The organism is Streptomyces lushanensis (genome assembly GCF_001700515.1).
Taxonomy (GTDB): Bacteria; Actinomycetota; Actinomycetes; order Streptomycetales; family Streptomycetaceae; genus Streptomyces; species Streptomyces lushanensis.
In genome coordinates this window covers 1-23538 of the sequence record NZ_MAUD01000335.1, presented here as the reverse complement: position 1 = coordinate 23538, position 23538 = coordinate 1, and the positions used below count along the sequence as shown (strand labels likewise).

Annotated in this window: 18 protein-coding genes; 7 read left to right on the top strand and 11 right to left on the bottom strand. The window is 72.4% G+C overall.

Features of this window, described 5'->3' with window-relative positions; genetic code table 11:
• Together BFF77_RS24970 and BFF77_RS24965 are read left to right on the top strand one after the other, a co-directional pair.
• On the top strand, nt 1-943 hold a 943-nt coding region (locus BFF77_RS24970; protein WP_066953650.1), incomplete at its 5' end, for a DegT/DnrJ/EryC1/StrS family aminotransferase.
• Nucleotides 936-3284, top strand: coding sequence for a lipopolysaccharide biosynthesis protein (locus tag BFF77_RS24965; protein ID WP_066953649.1), 2349 nt, complete (start codon nt 936-938; stop codon nt 3282-3284). The genes BFF77_RS24970 and BFF77_RS24965, both read left to right, overlap by 8 nt.
• On the opposite strand, the gene BFF77_RS24960 is transcribed toward BFF77_RS24965, so the two are convergent.
• The 6 genes from BFF77_RS24960 to BFF77_RS24935 all read right to left on the bottom strand — a co-directional run bounded on the left by BFF77_RS24960 (nt 3263) and on the right by BFF77_RS24935 (nt 10747).
• Nucleotides 3263-4309, bottom strand: a complete 1047-nt coding sequence (locus BFF77_RS24960; protein WP_066953661.1) for a glycoside hydrolase family 26 protein — start codon at nt 4307-4309, stop codon at nt 3263-3265. The two genes, BFF77_RS24965 and BFF77_RS24960, sit on opposite strands and share 22 nt — an antisense overlap.
• An 86-nt stretch (nt 4310-4395) precedes the next feature.
• On the bottom strand, nt 4396-5061 hold the full coding sequence (locus tag BFF77_RS37980) for a hypothetical protein (RefSeq protein WP_342671265.1): 666 nt from the start codon (nt 5059-5061) through the stop codon (nt 4396-4398).
• Nucleotides 5058-6908 carry a hypothetical protein gene (locus BFF77_RS24950; RefSeq protein ID WP_245703697.1) on the bottom strand — a complete coding sequence of 617 codons (1851 nt, stop codon included), beginning with the start codon at nt 6906-6908 and terminating at the stop codon, nt 5058-5060. The genes BFF77_RS37980 and BFF77_RS24950 overlap by 4 nt, the downstream gene beginning before the upstream one ends.
• A 333-nt stretch (nt 6909-7241) precedes the next feature.
• Nucleotides 7242-8030 carry a polysaccharide deacetylase family protein gene (locus tag BFF77_RS24945; protein ID WP_066953657.1) on the bottom strand — a complete coding sequence of 263 codons (789 nt, stop codon included), beginning with the start codon at nt 8028-8030 and terminating at the stop codon, nt 7242-7244.
• A gap of 47 nt (nt 8031-8077) precedes the next feature.
• Complete coding sequence (locus tag BFF77_RS24940) at nt 8078-9451, bottom strand: glycosyltransferase family 2 protein (RefSeq protein WP_066953655.1); 1374 nt, start codon at nt 9449-9451, stop codon at nt 8078-8080.
• Between the two features lie 132 nt (nt 9452-9583).
• A complete protein-coding gene (locus tag BFF77_RS24935) occupies nt 9584-10747 on the bottom strand; it encodes a GNAT family N-acetyltransferase (protein WP_066953644.1) in 1164 nt (387 codons plus the stop codon).
• Between the two features lie 173 nt (nt 10748-10920).
• On the opposite strand from BFF77_RS24935, the gene BFF77_RS37135 reads away from it, so the two are divergent.
• Complete coding sequence (locus tag BFF77_RS37135) at nt 10921-12360, top strand: cytochrome P450 family protein (protein WP_245703696.1); 1440 nt, start codon at nt 10921-10923, stop codon at nt 12358-12360.
• 209 nt (nt 12361-12569) lie between these two features.
• Here the strand turns inward: BFF77_RS37135 and BFF77_RS24920 are convergent, their stop codons facing one another.
• Nucleotides 12570-12965: a DUF6415 family natural product biosynthesis protein gene (locus tag BFF77_RS24920; protein WP_066953642.1), complete on the bottom strand. Its 396-nt coding sequence runs from the start codon at nt 12963-12965 to the stop codon at nt 12570-12572.
• A gap of 131 nt (nt 12966-13096) precedes the next feature.
• On the opposite strand from BFF77_RS24920, the gene BFF77_RS24915 reads away from it, so the two are divergent.
• Complete coding sequence (locus BFF77_RS24915; protein ID WP_066953641.1) at nt 13097-14527, top strand: NsdA family TPR-like regulatory protein; 1431 nt, start codon at nt 13097-13099, stop codon at nt 14525-14527.
• 26 nt (nt 14528-14553) lie between these two features.
• Here the strand turns inward: BFF77_RS24915 and hutI are convergent, their stop codons facing one another.
• The 4 genes from hutI to hutU form a co-directional block, all read right to left on the bottom strand.
• Entirely contained in the window at nt 14554-15759 is a 1206-nt protein-coding gene (gene hutI / locus BFF77_RS24910; protein WP_066953640.1) for an imidazolonepropionase, read from the bottom strand.
• A gap of 102 nt (nt 15760-15861) precedes the next feature.
• Nucleotides 15862-17388, bottom strand: coding sequence for a formimidoylglutamate deiminase (locus tag BFF77_RS24905; RefSeq protein WP_245703695.1), 1527 nt, complete (start codon nt 17386-17388; stop codon nt 15862-15864).
• On the bottom strand, nt 17385-18617 hold the full coding sequence (locus BFF77_RS24900) for an allantoate amidohydrolase (protein WP_245703699.1): 1233 nt from the start codon (nt 18615-18617) through the stop codon (nt 17385-17387). Before BFF77_RS24900 ends, BFF77_RS24905 begins: the two co-directional genes overlap by 4 nt.
• 116 nt (nt 18618-18733) lie before the next feature.
• Nucleotides 18734-20425 (bottom strand): urocanate hydratase, encoded by a 1692-nt coding sequence (hutU, locus tag BFF77_RS24895; RefSeq protein WP_066953639.1) that lies wholly within the window; start codon nt 20423-20425, stop codon nt 18734-18736.
• 174 nt (nt 20426-20599) lie between these two features.
• On the opposite strand from hutU, the gene BFF77_RS24890 reads away from it, so the two are divergent.
• The 3 genes from BFF77_RS24890 to BFF77_RS24880 all read left to right on the top strand — a co-directional run.
• On the top strand, nt 20600-22219 hold the full coding sequence (locus BFF77_RS24890; RefSeq protein ID WP_079125474.1) for a type III PLP-dependent enzyme domain-containing protein: 1620 nt from the start codon (nt 20600-20602) through the stop codon (nt 22217-22219).
• 143 nt (nt 22220-22362) lie between these two features.
• Nucleotides 22363-22887: a hypothetical protein gene (locus BFF77_RS24885; protein ID WP_079125473.1), complete on the top strand. Its 525-nt coding sequence runs from the start codon at nt 22363-22365 to the stop codon at nt 22885-22887.
• A 107-nt stretch (nt 22888-22994) separates the two neighbouring features.
• Nucleotides 22995-23538: hypothetical protein (locus BFF77_RS24880; RefSeq protein ID WP_066953637.1), on the top strand; the 544-nt coding region annotated here is incomplete at its 3' end.

Here is a 23538-nt window from a genome sequence, read left to right as displayed (position 1 = left end):
GCTGATCGAGGACGCGGCGCACGCGCTGGGCAGCGAGGTGGCGGGAGAGCCGGTCGGGAGCTTCGGCGACGCGTCCGTGTTCAGCCTCTCCAAGCATGTGGGCGCGAGGACCGGCGGGTTTCTGGCGGTGGCGGACCCGGCGTCGCGTGCGTCCCTGGCCGCGGCCAGGGACGCGCTGCTGGAGCCGTCGCGCCTGACCTCCGAACTGGCCTACGCGCTGCGTCCGTACGCCGAGGCCGGAGTCCGCGGACTGCGGCTGGTACGGGCGGCGCGCGCCGTGCTGCGGCTGCTCGGCCAGGAGGAGCGCCCGGAGATCCGGATGCCGCTGCGGCCCCGCGAGCTGACGCGGGCGATCGGCGCCGGCACCGGTCTCGCGGCCCTCCATCCCTGGATCCGGGTCGATCTGCACGACTACCGCCTCCGGCCCGGCCGCGTACGGCTCGTCCGTACGGAACGGCTCCTCGCCGGCCTCGACGAACGGCTCATGGCCCACCGGCGAGGTACGGAGAAGCTGTTGGCCACCGCGTGGGGCGGCCCCTGGGACGGCGCCGGCCTCCCGGGCGGTCCGGCCGGCGGCACGGGGCCCTTACAGCCGCTGTTCCGGGTGCCGTTGCTGGTCGAGGACCGGGACGCGGCGGTCGCCGCCCTCGCCCGGCACCGCGTGACCACCGGATATCTCTACGATCCGCCGCTGGACGTCTACGCGGACGAGGTCTTCACCGATCCCTCGCCCTCGCCGGGACCGGCCGCCTGGTTCGCGCGGCACGCGCTGCCGGTCGACCCGCGCCGGGCGGACCAGGTGATCTCCGTCCTCACCGCGCTGGGCGCCCGGCCGGCGGAGCCGCCGATGGAGCCGCCGGACCAACGGCCGGCGGAACGGCCGGCGGATCGGACCGGGGAGCGAGGAGGGCTCGGCGGCCAAGGGTTCGGCGACGGTGGCTGACACCGCCCGGCTGGGGGAGCCGGCCGCCGGCCGGGCCGACCCCGGTCCCGGCGCCTCGGGAACACAGGGGACACGCAGGACACAGGCGGAGTCGGCCGGCGGCGGCGACTCGATGTTCCGCAACGCCTACGCCCTGATGCTCTCCACCGGTGTCTCCGCCGCCCTGGGCCTCGGCTTCTGGCTGGTCGCCGCGCGCTACTACACGGAGGAGGCGGTGGGGCAGGGCTCGGCCGCCATCGCCGCCATGCGGCTGCTGGCCTCGATCACCGCCACCACCATGATCGGCGCGGTGGTGCGCTATGTGCCGCGCGCCGGCCGTGCCACCGGGCCGCTGGTGTGGCGGGCCTACACCATCAGTTCCTTGGTCGTGTGTGTCGCCTGCGTGGTCTTTCTGCTGACCCTCGATCTGTGGGGCCCGTCCTACGCACCGCTCGACGGCGTCACGGCGGGCCTCGTCTTCACCGCGTCCTGTGTCGCCTGGGCACTGCTCACCCTCCAGGACGGTGTGCTGACCGGGCTGCGCAAGGCGTTCTGGGTGCCCGTCGGCAACGCCGTCTTCTCCATCGGCAAACTGCTGCTGCTCGTCGTGTGCGCCGGCGCGCTGCCCGTTCTCGGGGTCTTCGTCTCCTGGGCGGCGGCGATCGCCCTGTCCGTCCTGCCGCTCGGCTGGCTGGTCTTCCGCAGACTCATCCCCCGGCAGGCGGCGGCAGACCGGGACCGCGAGCCCCCGCGGCCGGCCGACATCGGACGGTTCCTGGCGGGAGACTCGGTCGGGGCGCTGTTCAGTCTGGCGATGATCAACCTGCTGCCGGTGATGGTCGCGGTCCGCTTCGACGCCGCCCACAACGCCTTCTTCTACACGGCCTACACCGTCGGCGGCACCATGGAGTTCATGGCCATCAACATGGCCTCCTCGCTCACCGCGCACGCTTCGCACAGCCCGGACCGGCTCGCCGAGGGCGTCCGCGGAGCGCTGCGCCGGATGACGTACCTGCTGGTGCCCGTGGTGCTGGTGCTGGTGCTGTTCGCGCCGCAGGTCCTCGCGCCCTTCGGCGACGACTACGCGCGCAACGGCACGACCGTGCTGCGGCTGCTGGCCGCCGCCGCGCTGCCCCGGGTCGTCGTGGAGCTGTACATCGGAGTACTGCGGGTCCAGGGCCGTACGGGCATGCTCGCCGCCCTCCAGGGCGCCATGTGCGTCCTCGTCCTGGGCAGCGCGCTGTTCCTGCTCGGCCCGGCCGGGATCTCGGGCGCGGGACTGGCGATGCTGCTGTCCATGACGCTGGTCGCGCTGGTGGCGGCGCCGGGACTGCGGGCGGCGCTGCGGGACGGCCACCGTACGGGTCCCTGGTGGAGGCGGGGACGCGAGCGGAGGCAGGGACGCGAGCGGAGGCGGAAAGGGGTGCCGCGGGACCAGGGGGCGGCGGGGCCCGGCGCGGAGACGGACGGGTACGGCACCGAATGGGCCCGCAGAGCCGCCCGCCGCCGTCGGGACACGGCCGAGGAGGCGTCGCGGGAGCGGGCGGAGTACGGCACCACCTGGGCGGAGCGCGCGGCCTATCTGCACGGTGTCCATGACACCGCCACCCCGGCCGTCGGCCTCCCCCTGCCCGCGCCGCCGCCCGCGCCCGTGCGTACGGGGAGTCGGCAGGGCGCGCCCGTATCCGCACCCGAGTCCGGGGCTGTGTCCGCGCCTGGGGCCGGGCCCGGGTCCGCGCCCATGCCCACACCCGGGTCCGCACCCGTCGACGAGAGCCGGACGGTCAGTCTGCTGTGGCTGCTGCTCGGGATCGCGGGCGGACTGTTCTGGTCGCCGCTCGCCCGGGCCGAGGACATCGGCGCCGGTCGGCTCACAGGCGCCCAACTCCTCGACGCGCTGCCGCCGTTCACCCTGATCGCGGGCATCCTGCTGATCGTCGTCCAGTGCGCCGGCGTCGCGCTCGACCGGCCTGGCCCGGTGCTGCTCGCGCTGGGACCGCTGACCACCTTCGCCGCGCTGCACTCCGCGCCTGCGCTGCTGGGCGTACCCCCCGACCGGGCGTCAGGTCCCTGGCACGGTGCCGTCGCGGACCTTCCCGACATGGCGCTGCGGGCCCTGCCCGTCGCCCTGCAACTGCTGTGTCTGGTGCTGGCCGCCGTCACGCTGTGGGCACTGCGTACGGACGGCCGCGTCACGGCGAGCGTGGTGTGGGTGCTCGCCGTGACGGGCTGGGCGGCGCAGCACCCGTTCGCGACGGTGGCGCTGCCCGTGACGGCGGGGCTCTGCGGAGTGTGCGCAGTGACGGCGGTGACCCTGGCCGTGCGCCGTCACCGTCAGCGTCACCGTACGGGAACGGGCTGACGGAAGTACGGATCGCGGCCCGCTTCGCGGTAGCCCTCCAGCGCCGGGCCCTTGTCGACGGTGAGGTCGCAGTGCCGGCCCGGTACGGGACGGTTCCAGTGCACCAGCGCCCGCACCCGGGGAAGCGTCGGCACGACCTCCGGGATCTTCTCGTACCAGCCGCGCTGCCGGCCGGGACGGGCGGGATCGGGCGCCGTACTGAACTCGGCGAGCATGACCGGCTTCCGGTCGGACACGTTCGCGCGCAGCCACTCGTAGGACGGCCGCTGGCTGCGCTCGAAGTCCAGCCAGTTCGTGGAGTCATGACAGGCGTAGTAGTTGTACTGGTCCATGCCGATCCAGTCCACGTACTCGTCGCCCGGATAGAGCGACTTCATCAGCTCGGCGTTGCCCAGATAGCCCGAGACCGTCCACACCCACACCACATTGTCCACACCGAGCTTCTCGAACCGGTCGTACACATGGCGGTAGGCGGCGACGAACTCCTCGGGCGTGCCCGCGTCCGGGGTGCGGAAGTCGGTCTCCTGGTCGAAGGAGAAGAAGACGCGCTTGCCGTACGCCTTGAGACGGCGGGCCTGCGGATCGATGATCTCCTCGTCGAACTTCCCGGCGGCGACATTGCGCCAGCCGAGCTGCGTCTCGGTCCAGTTCTTGTGGTGCGGCTCGGTCCATACCGTGGACTCCCAGGCCAGCATCAGCATGCGGTCCCGGCCCAGCTCCCGTTCGTCGGGCGTGAGCAGCACACCGTCCCGGGCGGTGTTGGACATGTCGTGGTAGTTGTAGACGAGGTCCAGCTTGCGGCCGATCCTCTTCTCGAAGCCGTACACCGCGTCCTTGAGCGAACCGTTCTCCGCGTACGGCACATACGCGCCCCACCAGGCCCCGCACGGCGGCTCCAGCTCCGGGCCCGCCGCGCACGGTCCCTCCGCCGGGTCCTGGCCCGCGCCGCCGGACGCGCCCGGTCCCGCGGCTCCGATCCCGAGACCGACGAGCAGCGCGCCCGCGGCGGCCAGCAGGAGCGCGATACAGGTGGACCGCCGCCCGCCCCCGGTCCGGCGTGAGCCCTTGGCCCGGCGCCCGTCCCCGGCCCGGTGCTGTGCGGGTGTGCGGGTCACCGGCCCCTCCAGGGGCCCGGTTTGAGGCGCTCGGCGGCCCGCAGACTCGCGGCCCGCCGGGTCGTGGCGGGCAGGGGTATCGCGGGCAGGGGCGCCACGACCGTGCAGAAGGCGGCGAGCGTGGCCAGGAAGAGCGTGACCGAGTAGCCCTCCACCAGAAACAGCGCGGTCGCGGTGAGCGTGGCGAGGGACAGGCTCAGGGGCGCGGCGAGCGCCACCGTCTCCAGCCGGGCGCCGGGCAGGAGCAGCGCGAATCCGGGGCCGAAGGCGACGAAGAGCAGGACGGGGAGCCAGCGCAGCGGGGAGCCGCCGGGCAGGGCCGTGGCGGCGAGCGCCACCCAACCGGAGAGCGCGAGGGCGGCGCTGAGCCATGGCCGCTCCGGCAGCCGTCGTGGTGCCCGGCCACGAACCGGTTCCCGCGCCTGTTCCGGGTCCTGCGAGCGGTCCGGGTCCAGAGCCTGCGCCTGGTCCTGTGTCCGGTCCGGGTCCCGGTCCGGGGCCTGTGGCTGTTCCGGGTCTCGCGCCCGGTCCTCCGGCTGCTCCCGTTGCTGCGCCCGCGCCGGATCCTGTTCACGCGCCGGTTCCCGAAGCTGGTCCGGAGAACGCGAGTCGGCCGGCTTCTCGGTGTCCGTCACGGCGGCTGCCTCCTCCTCGTACGTCATCGGCCGGCCGTACCGGTAGCCGTGGCCGTGAGGGGGGCGGCGGTCGCGGCGGGATCCGGCAGGTGCTCCAGTACGAGCCCGTGCTCGTCCTCCTCCACGACCCGGAACAGCGGCGAGGCCTTCAGCGCCGCGCTCATCCGGGCGAAGCCGCCGGGCGGCAGATATCCCTCGCCGGCCGTGGCCCTCTCCTGGGTCCGCGTGAGGATCACATAGGCCGGACGCCCGTCGGGGATGCCCTCGGCGAGATATCCGGCCGGATCCTTGAGCATCTTCAGGTTCTCCGGCACTTCCTGTTCGGTGAAGAACCAGCGCTCGTAGTGGTCGTAGCGGTAGTAGGCACCGGGGAACGAACCGGTGGTGGCCAGGATCAGCGCGCCGTCCGGGGCACGGTCGTAGGCCCGTCGGACCAGCGCGGTCTCCGCCGGAGGCGCGTACTGCATGGCCTCCTTGCCGTAGTACGACGGCAGGAAGCCCGCCAGCAGGGCGACCAGCGCCAGGGGCAGCGCCACCGCGCCGGCCCCGCGCGCCGGTCGCCGTGCCCTGCCGCCGGTCCCCGCGACGGCGGGGACGAGGGCCGCCGCGGCGAAGAACGCCGTGCCGGGCAGCCCGAACAGATAGACGCGGAAGAGCATCTCGCCGCCGTAGTCGTTGACGGCGAAGAGCGGTACGGGCGCGGCGGCGGCCAGCAGCAGCGGCAGGGCGCTCCTGGTCAGGGCGCGCCGCAGCAGCACGGCCGCGGCGGCCAGTACGCCCAGCAGGGCCACCATCATGATGTTGGCGTGGCCGACCAGCTCGGGCCCGGGGCCGGTCGGTTCACCGGCGAACCCGGCGCGGGAGTTGCTCAGCAGATCGCCGGCCGTGTCGCGCAGTGTGCCGAGCGTGTCCAGGAACAGCAGCCGGCCCATCGTCAGATCCCAGACGAGCATGATGACGCCGGTCACCACGAGCAGCCCGAGATTGCGGTGGCGCCGGGTGAGACAGAGGGCCATCAGCGTCATCCCGAGCATGACCGGGGTGAGCTGGTGCGAGGCGTTGACGGCCGCGATGAGCGGAGCGAGCAGCGCCACGCCGATCGCCCGCTGCCGAAGGCCGGTGGGCGCTGGTGCGCAGGCGGCGGCCGGATCGAGAAGCGACCGGTCGCGCAGCCGCCCGGCGGATCCCGGCCGTACGAAATGCCGTACGACCACGGCGAACACGGCCAGGAAGAGCAGATACGCGAAGCCCTGCGGGGAGAGATAGTCCTGTCCGACCCAGTTGGCGAGCTGGAAGATCCACACGGCGGTCCACACCAGGCGCCAGTCGTCGCTGAAGGTGCGGTAGATCAGTACCAGGACCGGCATCGTCAGCAGCCCGAACGCGATGGGCGCCCAGTTGGTGTACACCGCCGCGCCCTCCACGCCGAAGGCACGGACCAGCGCGGCGTTGAGCGAGAAGAAGCCGGGCCACTGGTCGTACGCGGACATCCCGCCGGAGAGTTCGACGGTGGGGTGTACGGTCCCCTCGGCCAGCAGCCGGGCGATCACGGCGTCGTGCTTGGACGCCCAGGCGTATCGCACCGAGTCGTAGAGCAGGGCGGGCGGCGCCTTGAGCGCCACGAGCAGGGTGACGCAGTAGGTCGACGGCCACCAGGGAGCGGTGCCCGCCCGGCGCAGACCGACCAGGAAGCCGGCTGTGAGCACCAGCAGCGCGGCGTAGAAGGCGATCGGGAACCGGTCGAGAAGCCCGAAGTCCCCCATGTCGTGGAAGTCGGTCCGGGGTAACGACCAGCTCCACAGGGCCGCCGCGACCACCAACGGCAGCCAGCTCAGCAGCAGTTGCGGACGGAGCAGGGCCGTCGCCGTCGCCATCGTTGCCGGGACCGGTCCGCGGCGCCGCGGGGGCACGGGCTTCCGCCCCTGGACGTCCGAAGCGGGCGCGGGGCCGGAGTCGGAACCAGAGCCAGGACCGGAGCCGGGACCTGTGCCGTGACCGCCGGGCTGCGGCACGGGCGCAGGCGCGGACCCGGCTGCGGGACCGGTCGCCGGATCGGTCTCGGGTCCGGGCGGGGGCTCGCGGCTCCCCTCGACCGGTGCGGGCACAGGCTGCTGCACAGTGCGACTCCCCCCACAGATGTGGTCGCGGCCGTCACGCCGCTGTCCCTGAAGCGAAGTATAGGAACTCTCAACGCGTTTGTTTCGGTTCTAACCGGCGAACTCGGGCCCCCGTATCCGGGCCCGCACGCCCCGGTAGAGCCGCCATCCCAGCGTGCGCGGCGAGTCCGGGAAGGGCGCGGTCCTCGCCCGCTCGCCCTCGGCCGCACCGCCCGCCATCCAGGACGCCACGTCCGCCGCGGTGTGCCGACGGCGCACGATGAGCCGGGAGATGCGGTAGGTCTCGTCCCGGTCCGAGCTGTGCGCGTGGCGTACGGCGGCGGCGGAGGCGTATCCGGCGCGCGCCGCGGCCCGGCGCACGGCGCGGCTGTTGTAGCCGTGCGGATAGGCGAGATGCGCGACCTCATGGCCGAGTGTGTCCTCCAACGCGCTTTTCGCATCGCGCAGTTCACGGTGGAGGTCGGCAGGGCGGAGGGTGTCGAGCTGGGGATGGGTGACGGTGTGGGCGCCCACCTCCATGCCGTACCGCTCCAGAGCCGGTGCCCGGGCGAGCGTCATCATCGGCGCGGGCGGCAGCAGGCTGGTCAGGCCCGGTGTGATCGCTCCGGTGGTCAGATACGCGGTGGCGGGCAGCGAGCGGACGGCGAGCGCCTCGGCCGTGGGGCCCGGGAGATCGGCGAAGCCGTCGTCGAAGGTGAGCACGACGGGGCGTGCCGGAACGGACCGCGCCGGTACGGGCCCGTCCGCCGCCGTCGCACGGCCGGTGAGCGTGCTGATCGTGACGGGAGTGCGTCCGCTGGCGAGGACGGCGTCCAGATGGGCGGCGAAGTCCCTCGGTGTGACGGTGAATTCGGCGATCCAGGCGGGCGGGTCGTCCATCACCGCGTGATAGAGGAGGACGGGAATGGGCGCGGGCGGGCTGTCGCTCACGACCGCTCCCCGCCCGCCCGACGGCGGATCCGTGCCGCGCCGAGTGCCCCGCCGCGCGCCTGACGGCGCACCCGTACGCGCGCCCTCAGATAGCCGAGCGGGCCGTACAGCATCCCCCGGCGCTCCAGCCGGGAGAGATCACGCGGCCAGGGATGGGCCCGTGCGCCATGGGTGCCGGGCGCCTGCTCCCCCGCCCGGTCCGGGCGGTGCGCCGTGATCGCGCGGGCGTGGGCGAGGCCGCGCGGCAGCTTGACGAGCAGCGCGGGCAGCAGCGCCGGGCGGCGGACCAGGAGCGCGGTGAGACAGGCGGTCAGGCCCGCGCCGTACCCGTACGCCTGGTTGCGCAGGTCCTGCCAGGTCTCGCGGTGGTGGTGCCAGACGAGCGCCTCCGGCGCGTAACGCAGCCGGTGGCCGGCGGCCAGGATCCGTACGAAGGCGTAGAGGTCGTCACCGCCCCTGGCCGGCGTGCCGGTGCCGGTGCCGGGATCGAAACCGGCCACGGCCCGCAGCGCCTCGGCACGGAACGCCATATTGGCACCGGAGCCGAAGCTGCCCGCGGTGAACGGGAACAGCGGTTCGTCGGCGGGCGGACTCGCCGGATCGTACAGCCTGGGCTCGAAGCCCTTGGCGAAGCCGCCGTGGCTCTCCAGCAGGATCTGCGCGGAGGTGGTCAGCCGGGCGGGAAGGATCAGTCCGGTGACACAGCCCAGGCCGGGATCGGTCGCGAAGGGTGTGGTGAGCGCGGTGAGCCAGCGGGGATCGGCGATCACATCGTCGTCGGTGAAGGCGATGACCGTGCCGTCGGCGGCGGCGACACCGCTGTTGTGCGCGACGGCCAGACCGGGGCACGGCTCCTGCACGTAGTCGACGCGGCCCGCGTAACGGGACTCGACGAGGTCCCGGGTGGCGGTCGTGACAGGAGCGTTGTCGACGACGAGGACGCGGAAGTCCGGATGGTCCTGCGCGAGAAGCGAGTCGAGGGCGCGGGCGAGCTGTCCGGCGCGCTCGCGGGTGGCGACGACGACGGTGGTACGAGGAGGCGCGGCGGGCGCGGTCGCGGGCCGCCGAGCGCCGGGCTCCGAAGGCGCTTCGGGAATCGCCTCCGTAAGCGCGGGCTCCATGGGCGCGGGCACTTCGGGCGCGGGCGGCCCGTGCGGTCCCTTCCGTGCGCGGAAGGCGGCCGTGAGCACCTCCGCCGGGTCCTCGTCCGCCCTGACATGGCCGAGCACGGTGGCGGCCGGGCGGCCCCGGAGCCGTACGAGCGCGAAGATGTCCCCGGCACCCGGAGGCGGGCCGCCGAGCGCCGGGCCGAAGGACAGCACCGGGCTGTCGGCGCTGTCGGGATCGAGATCCAGTTCGGCCACGGCGATGGGCGGTAACTCCGGTGACCCGCAAGGGCGTCCGTCGGACGCGTAAGGCGCCGCCGTGGAGGTGGATGTGGAGGTGGATGTGCTGGGTGTGTATGTCATCGGCTCCCCCGTTGGTGACGTGGCCCCCCGCCGTCACTTCTCCCGCAGCCGGCCCACCCGGCCCAGCGTGCGCTGCGCGTATCCCGCCAGCCTCGGCCGGCTCCTGACGAAGCTGTGCGCCCTGCGGGACGGCTCCCGGCTGAGCCAGTGGAGAGCCGCCCGCGCGCCCGGCCGCGCCACGGAGCCCTCGTACACCCGCAGTCCGCCGGTCTTGAGCGCGTCCTTGTACTCGGCGGCCCCGCGGCCCAGGTCGAGCATCTGGATCCCCGCCGCCGCGGCTGCCTCGGCCATCCGCAGATGCAGGATCAGTCCTGGTGAGTACTTGGCGAACGCCGGGTCGTACGCAGGGAACCAGCAGGCCAGGACCGTGCGCGAGCGCAGCCCGAAGTGCGCGGCGACCGGCCGGTCCGCGACGTGGAGCACGGAGAGCACACCGGAGCAGCCCGGCGCGCGGGTCTCGGCCAGCTGCCGTACGAGCGCCCTGATCCACTCCTTGGCGAAGCGGTCTCGGCGGCCCGTCCTGCGGTACTGCGCGGACTTCCACTCCATGAGCGTGCGCAGGGCCGCCGGATCGCGTTCGTCGAAGACGAAGCGGACCTCGCCCGCCTGGCGGCCGAGCCTGCGCTCCTTCGCGGCCGTCGTCCTGAGGAACTTGGGCGACCGTGCGCGCAGGCCCCTCTCGTACGCCTCGTACCCCTCACGGACATCGATGACCGGGGACTCGAACTCCTCGGCCGCGGCGGGGACGAACAGCTCCTGGCGCGTCTCCAGATTGTCGAACTCCCAGGCGGAGAGCGAGCAGGCCCTCAGCAGACCGGTCACCGACAGCCTCAGGCCGCTGCGGAACACGCCTCCCTGCACATCGGACACGCCGAGGCCGATGGCCCTGCCGTGCCCCAACGGCCCTGTCTCGTACGGGAAGAAACCGACGGGCTCGCCATACCGGCCACCGGCGCCGTCGGCGACGCCGCCCCCCGCGCCGCGTTCGTCCAGCTCCTCCCGCACCACCGCCACCCGGGCGGCGGGCCGTACACGGCCGACCGCGCGTGTGAACTCCGGCTCCATGAACGGACTGGCGGGCGCGCCGGACAGAGCCCGTAACGCACGCCATGCGTCCATCTCGGTCTCGTCGAGATCCGCCGGCGCGGCGATTCGAATCCGCGCCCGATGGCGCGCGGCACTGCGTACGTCACTCATTTCGACCCCCCGGTCCCCAACCCCACCGAAAGGACGGTACCGACCCAAATCGTTCCGGGATAGTGCGCGGCGACCATTCGCCAGAGGCCGAACAACTACTGTCCGAAGCGGTCCGATCGCTCATAGGATCACAGGACGCGTCGACCACTACGTCCGCCCGGGAGGAGGTCCCCATGCTCATGCCACACCGGATGGACCCCACGGGCGGCTGCCCCCATGCCGCCAATGCCGCGCTGCTGGCACGGGGGGCCGTGGCCCGGGTCGTGCTTCCCGGCGAGGTGCCGGCCATGGCGGTGCTCGGGCACGAGGCGCTCAAGGAGTTCATCGGCCACCCGGATGTCGCCAAGGGCGCCGAGCACTTCACGGCGCTGCGGGAGGGGCGGATTCCGGACGGCTGGCCGCTGAAGACCTTCGCCACGGTACGAAGCATGACAACGGCGGACGGAGCGGACCACCGGCGGCTGCGGTCCCTGGTGAGCAAGGCGTTCACGGCACGGCGGGTGGAGGCCCTGCGGCCCGGCATCGAGCGCCTGACGGAGGAGCTGCTGGACGGCCTGGCCGCCGCGGCCGAGACGACCACGGCCGGAGCTCTCGCGTCCGGAGCGCCCGCCGGGCGTGGCGGCGTGGTTGATCTACGCGCGCAGTTCGCGCTGCCGCTGCCCATGAGTGTCATCAGCGAACTGCTGGGTGTGGACGCCGAGTTCAGGGACCGGTTGCATGTCCTGTCGACCCAGCTCGTCAGCACGGACATAGGCCCGGCGGAGGCGGTGGCCGCCAACAGGGAGATGGTGGCCGTGCTCGGCGCGGTGGTGGCTTCCCGCAGGGCGCGTCCTGGCGACGATCTCACCAGCGCGCTGATAGCCGTACGCGCGCAGGACGCCGCCGCCGATCCCGGCGCGGAAACCACCGCCGATCCCGGACCGGGTACCACCGCCGACGCCACCGCCACCCTCGATGCCACCGACACCGCCACCGTCGATGCCGACACCGCCACCGACACCGACGCCGGTGTGCGGGAAGGCCGGAACGCGGACCGGAGGGAAGACCGGTCGGACCGGCTCAGCGAGTCCGAGCTCATCGGCACGCTGCTTCTGATGATCGTCGCCGGGCATGAGACCACCCTCAATCTCATCACCAACGCCGTCCGCGCCCTCTGCGCCCACCGGGACCAGCTCGACATGCTGCTGGAGGGCCGTGCCGACTGGGCGGACGCGGTGGAGGAGACCCTGCGTTGGGACAGTCCGGTGAGCTACTTCCCCTTCCGCTACCCGACCCGCGATCTGACCGTGGACGGCACACTCATTCCCCGGGGCACTCCCGTCCTGGCCGGTTACTCGGCGGCCGGCCGCGATCCGTCCGTCCATGGTCCGGACGCCGACCGCTTCGACGTGACCGGCCGCGCGTCCTCCGCCATGACCCGTCATCTCTCCCTGGGCCATGGCGCGCACTACTGCCTGGGCGCTCCACTGGCGCGGATGGAGACCACGATCGCCCTGAGGCAGTTGTTCACCCGCTTCCCCGGCCTGAAGATCGCGGTCACGGAGGAGGAACTGCCCCGTCAGCGGAGTTTCGTGGGCAACGGGGTGAGCGGACTGCCCGTGGTGCTCGGGTAGTCCGCCGTGTGTTCGATTGTGCTTGTCAGCTCACGTACTCATCGGACCGTACTCATCTCGGGTGGTCGTAAAACGCCTCGACGGTCAGGTGCGCCTCGGCAGCCGTGGAGCCTCGGGCCGTCATAGACGCAGTCCCACGGCCAGGGCGATCGTGAGCCCGAGCGTGCAGACCGCGACGACGAACCACGTCTGATGCTTCGCTTCCGGAGTCATGGCCGGCCTCGTCCTTCGCGCTCACGCAGATAGTCCATGAATGTCCGGCACATCCGTGCCATGGCCCGCATATGGACCCAGTTGGCCATGGCCCCGTCGCCCGGCCCGCTCGCCGTCAGGTCGTACCAGTCCTTGAGCGCGCCCTTGGCCCGCACGGTGTGCTCGGCCTCGGGCACGCTCTCGACCAGACCCACGAGCCGTGCCCCATGCGTGATGAGCCGCTCGGTGAGATCGGCGATCTCCTGCGGCGGAGGCATCAGACGATGGGGAGCCAGAGCGCGATCGGCGTCGAAGGCGATCGCGTCGAAGGCCACGGCTATGGAGGTGGCATCGTGGGCCATGGCCTCGGTGTGCGCGTTTTCGTCTGTGCTGCCGGCTCTGTGGTCTGTCACTGTGTTCACCTTGGCCCCCGTCTTCGTGTGATCGGCGTCTACGAAGAGAAAACCGCGTTATCTGCCTCCGCGAGTACCGTGGAAGCAGGTCTGAGAATGAAAGCCATGAACGCACTGGGGGAGTTGAGAGCATGGCGAGTAACTCACGCACACCCAATACCGGGCTGGCCTGCCTGCTTGAGCAGGCGAAGTGGTCCCGTTCGCAGTTCGCGCAAATCATCAACCGCATGGGGGCCGAAGCCGGTCTGGAGCTTCGCTACGACCAGTCCGCCGTCTCCCACTGGGTCGCGGGCACCATGCCGAAGGAGCAGGTCAGACCGCTGATACTGGAGGCGTTCGCACGGAAGCTCAACCGGCCGGTGACACACTCGGAGGCCGGTCTGGCGGTCGCTTCGGCCGGCTTCTCCGCCGCGCGAGGGTCCGCGCACGGGGCCGCGTCCGGGTCCGTGCGAACGTCCGCCCGCGCCTCCGCGGACGACACGGCGGCGGCTCGCCTCAACACCCTTGAAGAACTCGTCGACATGGGACGGGCGGACATGGATCCGTCACGCCGTGGCCTGATAGCGGCGGGTCTGTTTTCGGCCGCCGTGGTCGTCCCGCTCTTCCCGGATCTGGCGCAGGCCGCCACTCCGCCGCCGGCCGCCCCGGGGAAGCGGACGGTCCGGATCGGCGCACCGCAGGTGCAGGCCGTACGGACGATGACGGACCGGATCGCCAACATCCTCGATGAACTCGGAGGCGGTCACGCGCGCCCGATGGCCGCCGCGTTCCTGGTGAACACCGTCATGCCCTGGCTGAAGGCGGAAGCCGCGGAGCGGGTACGGAACGACATGCTGGCCGCCGCCTCCGATCTGGTCTATCTGACCGGATGGATGGCGATGTACGAGCGCGCGCACGGGCTCGGCCAGCGCTACTACCTCAGGGCCCTCGAACTGGCCGGCGCCGCCGAGGACCATGTCACGTACTGCCGCACACTGCGCGGCATGTCGCTCCAGGCGTCCAATCTGGGGTACGGCAGGCGGGCGTTGGAACTCGCCGACTCGGCGGCCGAGGCCTCCTCGAAGGCGGAGCCGCGCCTTCAGGCGTTCCTGTCGGGACAGCAGGCCCACGCCGCCTCGATGGTCGGCGACAAGCGCCAGGCCTTCACGCGGCTTCGCGAGACGGAGACGGCGCTGACCAAGGCGGACAACCGTCGCGAGTCGATCGGCGGCTACGACCAGACCGCCTATCTCTTCCATGTGTCGCACGTGCTCTACGAGTTCAAGGATCTGCCGGGCTCGATCTCCGCGCTCCAGCAGTCCTTGAAGGCGCAGCAGAAGAACGAGCGCCAGGGCCGGGTCCACTTTCTGGCGGTGCTGGCACAGCGTCAGCTGGAACTGGGCCATCTCGAGGCCGCGTGCGGGAGTTGGTGGCAGTTCCTGGACGACTACGAGCATGTGTCCTCGGCGCGCGGGGACGAGCACTTCGAGACGATGCGGCGGCGGCTGAAACCGTACGCGAAGACGCGCGCGGTGCAGCGCCTGCGGCCGAGAATCGACGAGGTCGCCGTACTGAAGGGCTGAGCCGGACGGCATCGGCCGCCGGAGCATCAGAACATACGCGTTCCGCCACGCCAGACGGAGGAGACCAGGGGGACTCCCGGTCGGTAGGCCAGATGGACATGGCTCGGGGCGTCGAGAAGGACGAGGTCGGCGCGGGTGCCGGGGGTGACACGGCCGATGTCCTGGCGGCGCAGGGCCGCCGCGCCACCCGCGGTGGCAGACCAGATCGCCTCGTCGGGGGTCATGCCCATGTCGCGTACGGCGAGGGCGATGCAGAACGGCACGGACGAGGTGAAGGACGAGCCCGGATTGCAGTCGGTGGACAGCGCGACGGTGGCGCCCGCGTCGAGCAGGCGGCGGGCGTCGGGCCAGTCGGCGCGGGTGGAGAACTCCGCGCCGGGAAGGAGGGTCGCGACGGTGTCGCCGTGGGCCAGCGCGTCCACGTCGGCGTCGGTGAGATGGGTGCAGTGGTCGGCGGAGGCGGCGCCGAGCTCGACGGCGAGCCGCACCCCGGGACCGTACGAGAGCTGATTGGCGTGGACACGGGGCTGGAGGCCCCGCGCCAGGCCCGCGGTGAGGATCGCGCGGGCCTGGTCGCCGTCGAAGGCTCCCTGTTCGCAGAAGACATCGATCCAACGGGCGTACGGAGCACAGGCGTCCAGCATCTCGCCGGTGACCAGGGCGACATACGCGGCGGGATCGTCGGCGTACTCGGGCGGGACGATGTGCGCGCCGAGATAGGTGACCTCGTCGGTGTGATCGCAGGCGATGCGTACGGCGCGGGCCTCGTCCTGGACGGTCAGCCCGTAGCCGGACTTGGTCTCCAGGGTGGTGGTGCCCTGACGGAGCGCCTCGGCGAGATAGCGCGCGACATTGGCGGCCAGTTCGGCATCGCTCGCGGCGCGGGTGGCGGCGACGGTGGTGCGGATACCGCCCGCGGAGTAGGCGCGTCCGGACATCCGGGCGTTGAACTCCTGGGTGCGGTCACCGGCGAAGACCAGATGGGAGTGGGAGTCCACGAAGCCGGGGACGGCGGCCCGGCCGCCCGCGTCGACGGCGTTGTCAGTGGCGGGTGCTTTTCTTGTCTCACCGACCCAGGCGATGCGGTCGCCGTCGATGACGACGGCCGCGTCCTGGATCAGACCGATGGGGGTTCCGTCACCGAGGGAGGAGTCGTTGGTGACCAGACTGGCGATGTTGGTGATGAGGGTGGACGTGGTCGAGGCCGCGATCGTGGTCGTGGTGATGCTCATGGCGGGGGTTCTCTCCTCCGGCGGCTTCGGCCTGCGCGGCTCGGGCGGCCTGGTCGGCCTGGGCGCTGTGGGACGTGCGGGGGCTGTCGGGGGCGGGGGCTGTCAGCCGCGCAGGGCCGCGATGGACTCGGCGAGGGCTCTGGGCACATCGGGCACGAGCGTATGGACCCCGTCCCGTACGAGATGACGACCGCCCACGACGGTGTGGCGCACATCCGCCGCGGAGGCGGCGAATACGGCGGTCTCCGCACCGAGCCGTGGCAGCGGGCCCGCTGTTCTGACGGTGTCCAGCCCGATCGTGACGAGATCGGCGAGCGCGCCGGCCTCGATCCGGCCCGCCTCCTGCCACCCGAGCGCCGCGTGGCCGCCGGCGGTGGCCGCGTGGAGGAGGGAGGCGGCCGTCCAGTGGCCGCGGCTGCGGGAGCGCAGCCGTTCGTTCAGCTCCATCGCGCGGGCCTCTTCGAGGAGGTCGATCACGGCATGGCTGTCGCTGCCGAGCGACAGTGGCGAGCCCGCGCGCTGGAGGCGGGCCGCGGGGCCGATGCCGTCGGCCAGATCGCGTTCCGTGGTGGGACACATGCAGGTGCCGGTGTGGGAGGTGCCCAGCAGGGTGATGTCCTCGTCGGTGAGATGGGTGCTGTGGACTCCGGTGGTGCGTGTGCCCAGGACACCGTGGTCGGCGAGGAGCCGGGTGGGCGTGCGGCCGTGGACGGCGAGGCAGGCGTCGTTCTCCGCGGTCTGTTCGGAGAGATGGACATGGAGCGGGGCCCGGCGCGCCCCGGCCCATTCGGCGACGGTGGCGAGCTGTGCGGCGGGTACGGCGCGTACGGAGTGGATGGCGGCGCCGATCAGGGCGTGGCCGGTGTCCTTGAGCGCGGAGACGCGCTCGGCCCAGGCGTCGGCGGTGCCGTCGGAGAAGCGGAGCTGATGGCGCTCCAGCGGCGCCCCGTCCCGGCGCTTGCTGAGACCGGCGGAGAGATAGGCGGTGTCGAGGAGCGTGATCCGGATCCCGGCCTCGGCGGCTGCCGCGATCAGGGCCTCGCCCATCGCGTTCGGATTGTCGTAGGGCGTGCCGTCCGGTGCGTGATGGACGTAGTGGAACTCACCGACGGCCGTGATGCCGGCCAGCGCCATCTCGGCGTACACGGCGCGGGCGAGTGCGTGGTAGGAGTCCGGGGTGAGGCGGGCGGCGAAGCCGTACATGAGCTCGCGCCAGGTCCAGAAGGTGCCGGAGCCGACCTGGACGGTGGAGCGCAGGGCGCGGTGGAAGGCATGGGAGTGGGCGTTGGCCAGGCCGGGGAGCGTCAGTCCGCGCAGTACGGTCGCGCCGGGCGGCGGCGTCGGGACGCCGGTGCGCACGTCGGTGATCCGGCCGTCGTCGGCGGCGGCGCCGACGGTCACACCGGGCTCGACATGGTTGTCGTACCAGGCGTGTTCCAGCCAGTACACGACATCGGGCGTCCGGTAGGCGGCCGGTACGGCGCGGGTCTCCGGTGTGCTCTGCGGGACCCGGGTGGCCTCGGCGATCTCGGCGGGTGTCTTGATCCGTGTCCTTCCCGGCGCCGCTGTCGGCCGGGCGGGCTTCGGCCGCGCGGCGGACGGACGTGCTGCCGCTGTCGGCTGCGTCATGTGCACGCGAGTCCTTCCAGTACGTCGGCGAGCGCCAGGACCCCGGCCACGCAGTCGTCGTCGGCGGCGTACTCGGCCGGGGAGTGCGAGACGCCGGTGGGGTTCCGTACGAACAGCATGGCGGTAGGGATGGAGCCGGACAAAATACCCGCGTCATGTCCGGCACCGGTGCCGAGGACAGGCACGGCGGACCGGGCGGCGGGGCGCTGTCCGAGGATCTTGGCGAGTTCGTCCCGCAGGGCGTGCTCGAATTCGACGACGGGAGTGAAGGACTCTTGCACGACGCGTAGTTCGATACCGGCGCGGTCCGCGTGGGCGCGGGCTGCGGACTCGATCCCGGCGACCACGGTGTCCAGGGCGGACTGGTCGGCGGCGCGGGAGTCGAGCCAGCCACGGACGAGGGAGGGAATGGCGTTCACGCCGTTGGGTTCGACGGAGACCTTGCCGAAGGTGGCGAGGGCTCCGGCGAGTTCCGCCTCACGGCGGGCGGCGAGCACGGTCTCGGCGTAGGTCAGCATCGGGTCGCGGCGGTCGGCGAGCCGGGTGGTGCCCGCGTGGTTGGCCTCGCCGTGGAAGTCGAACCGCCAGCGGCCATGCGGCCAGATCGCGGACGCGATACCCACGGGATCGCCGGAGAGATCGAGCGCGCGGCCCTGCTCGACATGCAGTTCGACGAACGCGCCGATGCGCGCGAGCCGTTCGGGATCGGGACCGATGGTGGACGGATCGTGTCCCGCCGCCTCCATCGCCCGGGGCAGTGTGACACCGTCCCCGTCGCGCAGTTCATGGGCCTTCCCCGCGGTGAGCCGGCCGGCGGTGAGCCGGGAGCCGACGCAGGCGAGCCCGAAGCGCGCGCCTTCCTCGTCACCGAAGTTGGTGATGGCGACGGGCTTGGTGAACCGCGCTCCCCTGCGGCGCAGTTCATCGAGCGCGGCGAAGGAGGAGACAACGCCGAGCGGGCCGTCGAAGGCGCCGCCGTCGGGGACGGAGTCGAGATGCGAGCCGGTGACCACGGCGTCACCGGCGAGCGGATCACCGAGCCAGGCCCACTGGTTGCCGTTGCGGTCGAGTTCGTGGACCAGCCCGCGGGTCTCGGCCTGCGCGCGGAACCAGGCGCGGCAGTCGGTGTCGGCGGCGGTCCAGGCGTAGCGGCGGTAGCCGCCGCTGCCCGGGTCGCGTCCGAGCGGTGCGAGATCACGCCACATCTCGTGGAAGGAGGGCGTACTCATAGCGGCCGGATCCGCACGGCCGGCCGGATCCGCGCCGCCGGCCGCGCCGCCGGGGCCGTACGCCGGTCCCGCCGTCCCCGTACGGGCCGAGGTCGTGTCGTCGCGGTCGCGCGAGGTCATGACGGGACACCTTCGGCGGGCGCGGCGGCGGCCTTGTCCTCGCGCATGGGGATGCGGACAGCGCGTTCCTCGGCGACCGATTCCGCGAGGTCGTAGCCCGCGTCGACATGGCGGATGACACCCATGCCCGGATCGTTGGTGAGGACGCGGCGGATCTTCTCGCCCGCGAGCCTCGTGCCGTCGGCGACCGAGACCTGGCCGGCGTGGATCGAGCGGCCCATGCCGACGCCGCCGCCGTGGTGGAGCGAGACCCAGGAGGCGCCGGAGGCGACATTGACCATGGCGTTGAGCAGCGGCCAGTCGGCGATGGCGTCGGAGCCGTCGAGCATGGCCTCGGTCTCGCGGTAGGGGGAGGCGACCGAGCCGCAGTCGAGATGGTCGCGGCCGATGACGACCGGCGCGGCGAGTTCACCGGAGGCGACCATGTCGTTGAACCTCTCCCCCGCCTTGTCGCGCTCGCCGTAGCCGAGCCAGCAGATCCGGGCCGGCAGGCCCTGGAAGTGGACGCGTTCGCCCGCCATCGTGATCCAGCGGTGCAGCGACTCGTTCTCCGGGAAGAGTTCGAGGATCGCCTTGTCGGTCTTGTGGATGTCGGACGCCTCGCCGGACAGCGCCGCCCAGCGGAAGGGCCCCCTGCCCTCGCAGAACAGTGGCCGGATATAGGCGGGTACGAAGCCGGGAAAGGCGAAGGCGCGGTCATATCCGGCGAGCTGGGCCTCGCCCCGGATGGAGTTGCCGTAGTCGAAGACCTCGGCGCCCGCGTCCTGGAAGCCGACCATCGCCTCGACATGGCGTGCCATGGACTCCCGGGCGCGCACGGTGAAGTCGGCGGGCTTCTCGGCCGCGTACGAGGCCATGTCGGCGAAGTCGACGCCGAGCGGCAGATACGCCAGCGGATCGTGCGCGGAGGTCTGGTCCGTGACGATGTCGACGGGCGCGCCCTCGGCGAGCATCCTGGGCAGCAACTCGGCCGCGTTGCCCAGCAGACCGATGGAGAGCGGCCGGCGCGCGTCCCGGGCCTCGGTGGCCAGGTGGAGGGCGTGCTCTAGGCTGTCGGCCCGCACATCGAGATAGCGGTGCTCGATCCGGCGGTCGATGGCGCGCGGATCGCAGTCGACACAGATCGCCACGCCGTCGTTCATGGTCACGGCCAGCGGCTGGGCACCGCCCATGCCGCCCAGACCGGCGGTGAGAGTGATCGTCCCGGCCAGCGTTCCGCCGAACCGCTTCGCGGCGACGGCGGCGAAGGTCTCGTACGTGCCCTGGAGGATGCCCTGGGTGCCGATGTAGATCCACGATCCGGCCGTCATCTGCCCGTACATGGTGAGCCCGAGGGCCTCCAGCCGCCGGAACTCCTCCCAGTTCGCCCAGTCGCCGACCAGATTGGAGTTGGCGAGCAGCACACGCGGCGCCCACTCATGGGTCTGCATGACGCCCACCGGGCGGCCGGACTGGACGAGCATGGTCTCGTCCTGCTTGAGCGTGCGCAGCGTACGGACCATGGCGTCGAAGGAGCGCCAGTCGCGGGCTGCCTTGCCGGTGCCTCCGTAGACGACGAGCTTGTCCGGGTGTTCGGCGACCTCGGGATCCAGATTGTTCTGGAGCATGCGGAGGGCGGCTTCCTGCTGCCATCCCAGGGCGCTCAGTTCCGTACCGCGCGGTGCCCGTACGGGGCGGGGTCCCGACATGGGTTGCCTCCTCCTTGATGGGGCCGCCGGTGCCCGGCGGACCCGCCGGTCCTCGGGGTGTCCCCCGGGGCTGTTGACCCGACGGGCTGTTGGCCGATCTATTCACATCCTGTCCGGATGAATACTTGTAGTCAACCACTGCGTGACCGCCCGCCGGATGATTGGCTGGAGTCCATGGCCTCGGTTCAGCACAACAGTCAGGGCGCGGATCACGGCGCGCGACACGACAGCCGCCGCGGTACGGATCGCCCCGCCGCCGGATCCGCGTCGGGATCCGCGTCCGGACACGGCGAGAGCACCGGAGACGGCGGACGCGCCGCGCCCGCCGCACACGCCTCACGCGCCGAACACGCCGACGCGGCGGCCCGCCGCGATCTGGCCGTCCGGGCGGCGGTGGCGCGCGGGCTGATCAGCGAGGCCGAACCGGTGGTCGCACTGCTCGACGTGGCCGGGATCCGCTCCTCGGCCGCCGCGCTCCGTACCGCCTTCGACGAGGTCGTCGCGCCCGGCACCGCCGTCCTGCACGCCTTCGCCGTGAAGGCGACCGCCCTCGTGCCCGTGGTGCGTCTGCTGGCCGAGGAGGGCATGGGCGCGGAGGTCGCGAGCCCGGGTGAGCTGGCGATCGCCCGCGCGGCGGGCATACCGGCCGCCCGCACCGTCCTTGACTCGCCCGCCAAGACCACCGCCGAGCTCCGCGAGGCCATCGCCCTCGGGATCGCCGTCAACGCGGACAATCCGCAGGAGCTGGAGCGTATCGACGCCCTGATCGGCTCGGGCCCGGGTCCGGCCACCGCCTCGTCCGGCGCGGGCACGGGCACAGGCGCGGGCCCGGTCACCGTCCCGTTCGGGCTACGGGTCAATCCGCAGATCGGAGCCGGGTCCATCGGCGCGCTGTCGACGGCGACCGCGACCTCCAAGTTCGGCGTCGCGCTGCGCGACGAGGGCGCCCGCGCCTGGGTCGTCCGGGCCTTTCTGGACCGCCCCTGGCTGACCCGGCTGCACACCCACTCCGGATCACAGGGCCTCCCTCTGGAGCTGATGGCGCAGGGCGTCCAGGCGGTCTACGAACTGGCGGAGGAGATCAACGCGGCGGCGGGCCGCCGGCAGATCGACACCCTCGACATCGGCGGCGGCCTGCCGGTCAACTTCGCCTCCGACGAGGAGACACCGACCTACGCCGCCTACGCCCGGCTGCTCAAGGAGACCGTCCCCGGGCTGCTGGACGGCCGCTACGGACTGGTCACCGAATTCGGCCGGTCGCTGCTCGCCAAGCACGGCCTGGTCCTGGCCCGGGTCGAGTACGCCAAGTCCGCCGGAGGCCGTCCCATCGCGGTGACCCACGCGGGCGCGCAGATCGCCACGCGTACGGTCTACAACCCGGTGTCCTGGCCGCTGCGTGTCGCCGCGTACGACGCCGGCGGACGGCCCAGGCGCGGTCCTGACGTGGCCCAGGACATCGCGGGACCGGCCTGCTTCGCGGGCGACCTGCTGGCCGAGAACCGGCCGCTGCCGCTGCTGGAGCAGGGCGACCTCGTGGCCGCGCTGGACACCGGTGCGTACTACTTCACCAACCACTACACGTACAACAGCCTGGTCAGGCCGGGCGTCCACGGCTTCACGGTGCGGCCCGGCGCCGGTACGGACGACCCCGGCGCCGGTACGGACGGTCCCGACGGGGTGGACGCGACGGACCGGGTGCGCTTCAGCACCGTACGGGCACCGCAGACGGTCGAGGAGATCGTCGCCGAGTCCGGCGGCGCGCACGCGGACGCGTTGCTGGCCGACAGGACGTAGACATCGGCCGTCCGACCGCGCCGGGCGGGCATGTTCCTATGGAAATTGCCAGAACTCCCTCCCGGCGCACGGGCGTTGCGTAATCTCACGGTTACTGCCGCACAGCAGTGCACCCGTACACCCGGCTGGGAGGGGGAGCCCGCGTGCCCGGAATCGACGCATGCCTTCAGGAAGCCATGAGCCTGCCAGGGGCGCGTGGCGCGGCGATTGTCGACTGGACCAGCGGACTCGCCCTCGGCACGGCGGGCGAGTCGCCGGGCGGTGATCACGAGGCCACCGCCGCCGAGACGGCCGAACTGGCCAGGGCGGCGGCGGAGTACACCGCGTTCGCGCCGACCACGGCAGCGGCCGAGAGGCCGTCACCGGGACAGGGATCGTTACCGGGACCAGGATCGTTACCGGAACCGCCGCCGACGCCGTTACCGGGACCGGCATCAGGACCGGCCGACGGCACCGGCACCGGCACCGGCTCGACCGACCAGGACAAGGGCCCGCCCGTCCAGGACCTGATCGTCACCAGCCGCACCGGTTATCACATCCTCAGCTTCGTCGAGACGACCTTCGACAGCAGCGTCTTCCTGTATCTCTGGCTCGACCGCGACACCGGCAATCTCGCCCTGGCCCGGCTGCGCCTCGGCCGGCTCGTCGAAGGGCTGGTACTGGGATGACCGCGCAGGCCCCCTTACCGGCGACACCGCCGAAACCACCGGCACCGCAGACCCCATCGGCACGGCAGCCGGCACCGCTCGCGCAGTCGGCCGGCGCCGTCTCCCCGATGCTCGTCCGGCTGGCCGGCGAGCGGGCCACCGGCGCCCTCCTCCGCGACCACGGCACGCTCTATCTCACCGACGGCCGCATCGTGCACGCCGAGAGTCCCGCCGCCCCCGGCATCGACGTCCTGCTCACCGCGGGCGGCCGGCTGCCGCGCGAGGGCTGGGAGGAGGCGGTCGACCGGGCCGGTGCCCGCCGCGAGGTCGGCAGGTTCCTGGTCGAGAGCGGCCGGCTCGGCGACGGCGAGCTGGAGATCTGCCATCTCGGCGCGCTGTTCGACGCGGCCTTCTTCGCGCTCGCGCCGGGCAGCGGCCCCACCCGTTTCCGTTACGGCGTGGCGCACTGGATCGGTCCCGTACGGCCCGTACCGGCGGCGGCCGTCGAGCGCGAGACGCTGCGCAGACGCGAGCTGCTCGACCGGGTCTGGCCCTATCCGGCCGTCGACACGGCCCCGGTGGTGGCCCGCCGGCCCGCGCCCGGCCAGGCCGTCACCCGAAGGCAGCGCGCCCTGCTGGAGATGGCCGACGGGGCGCGGGCCGGCGGGCCAC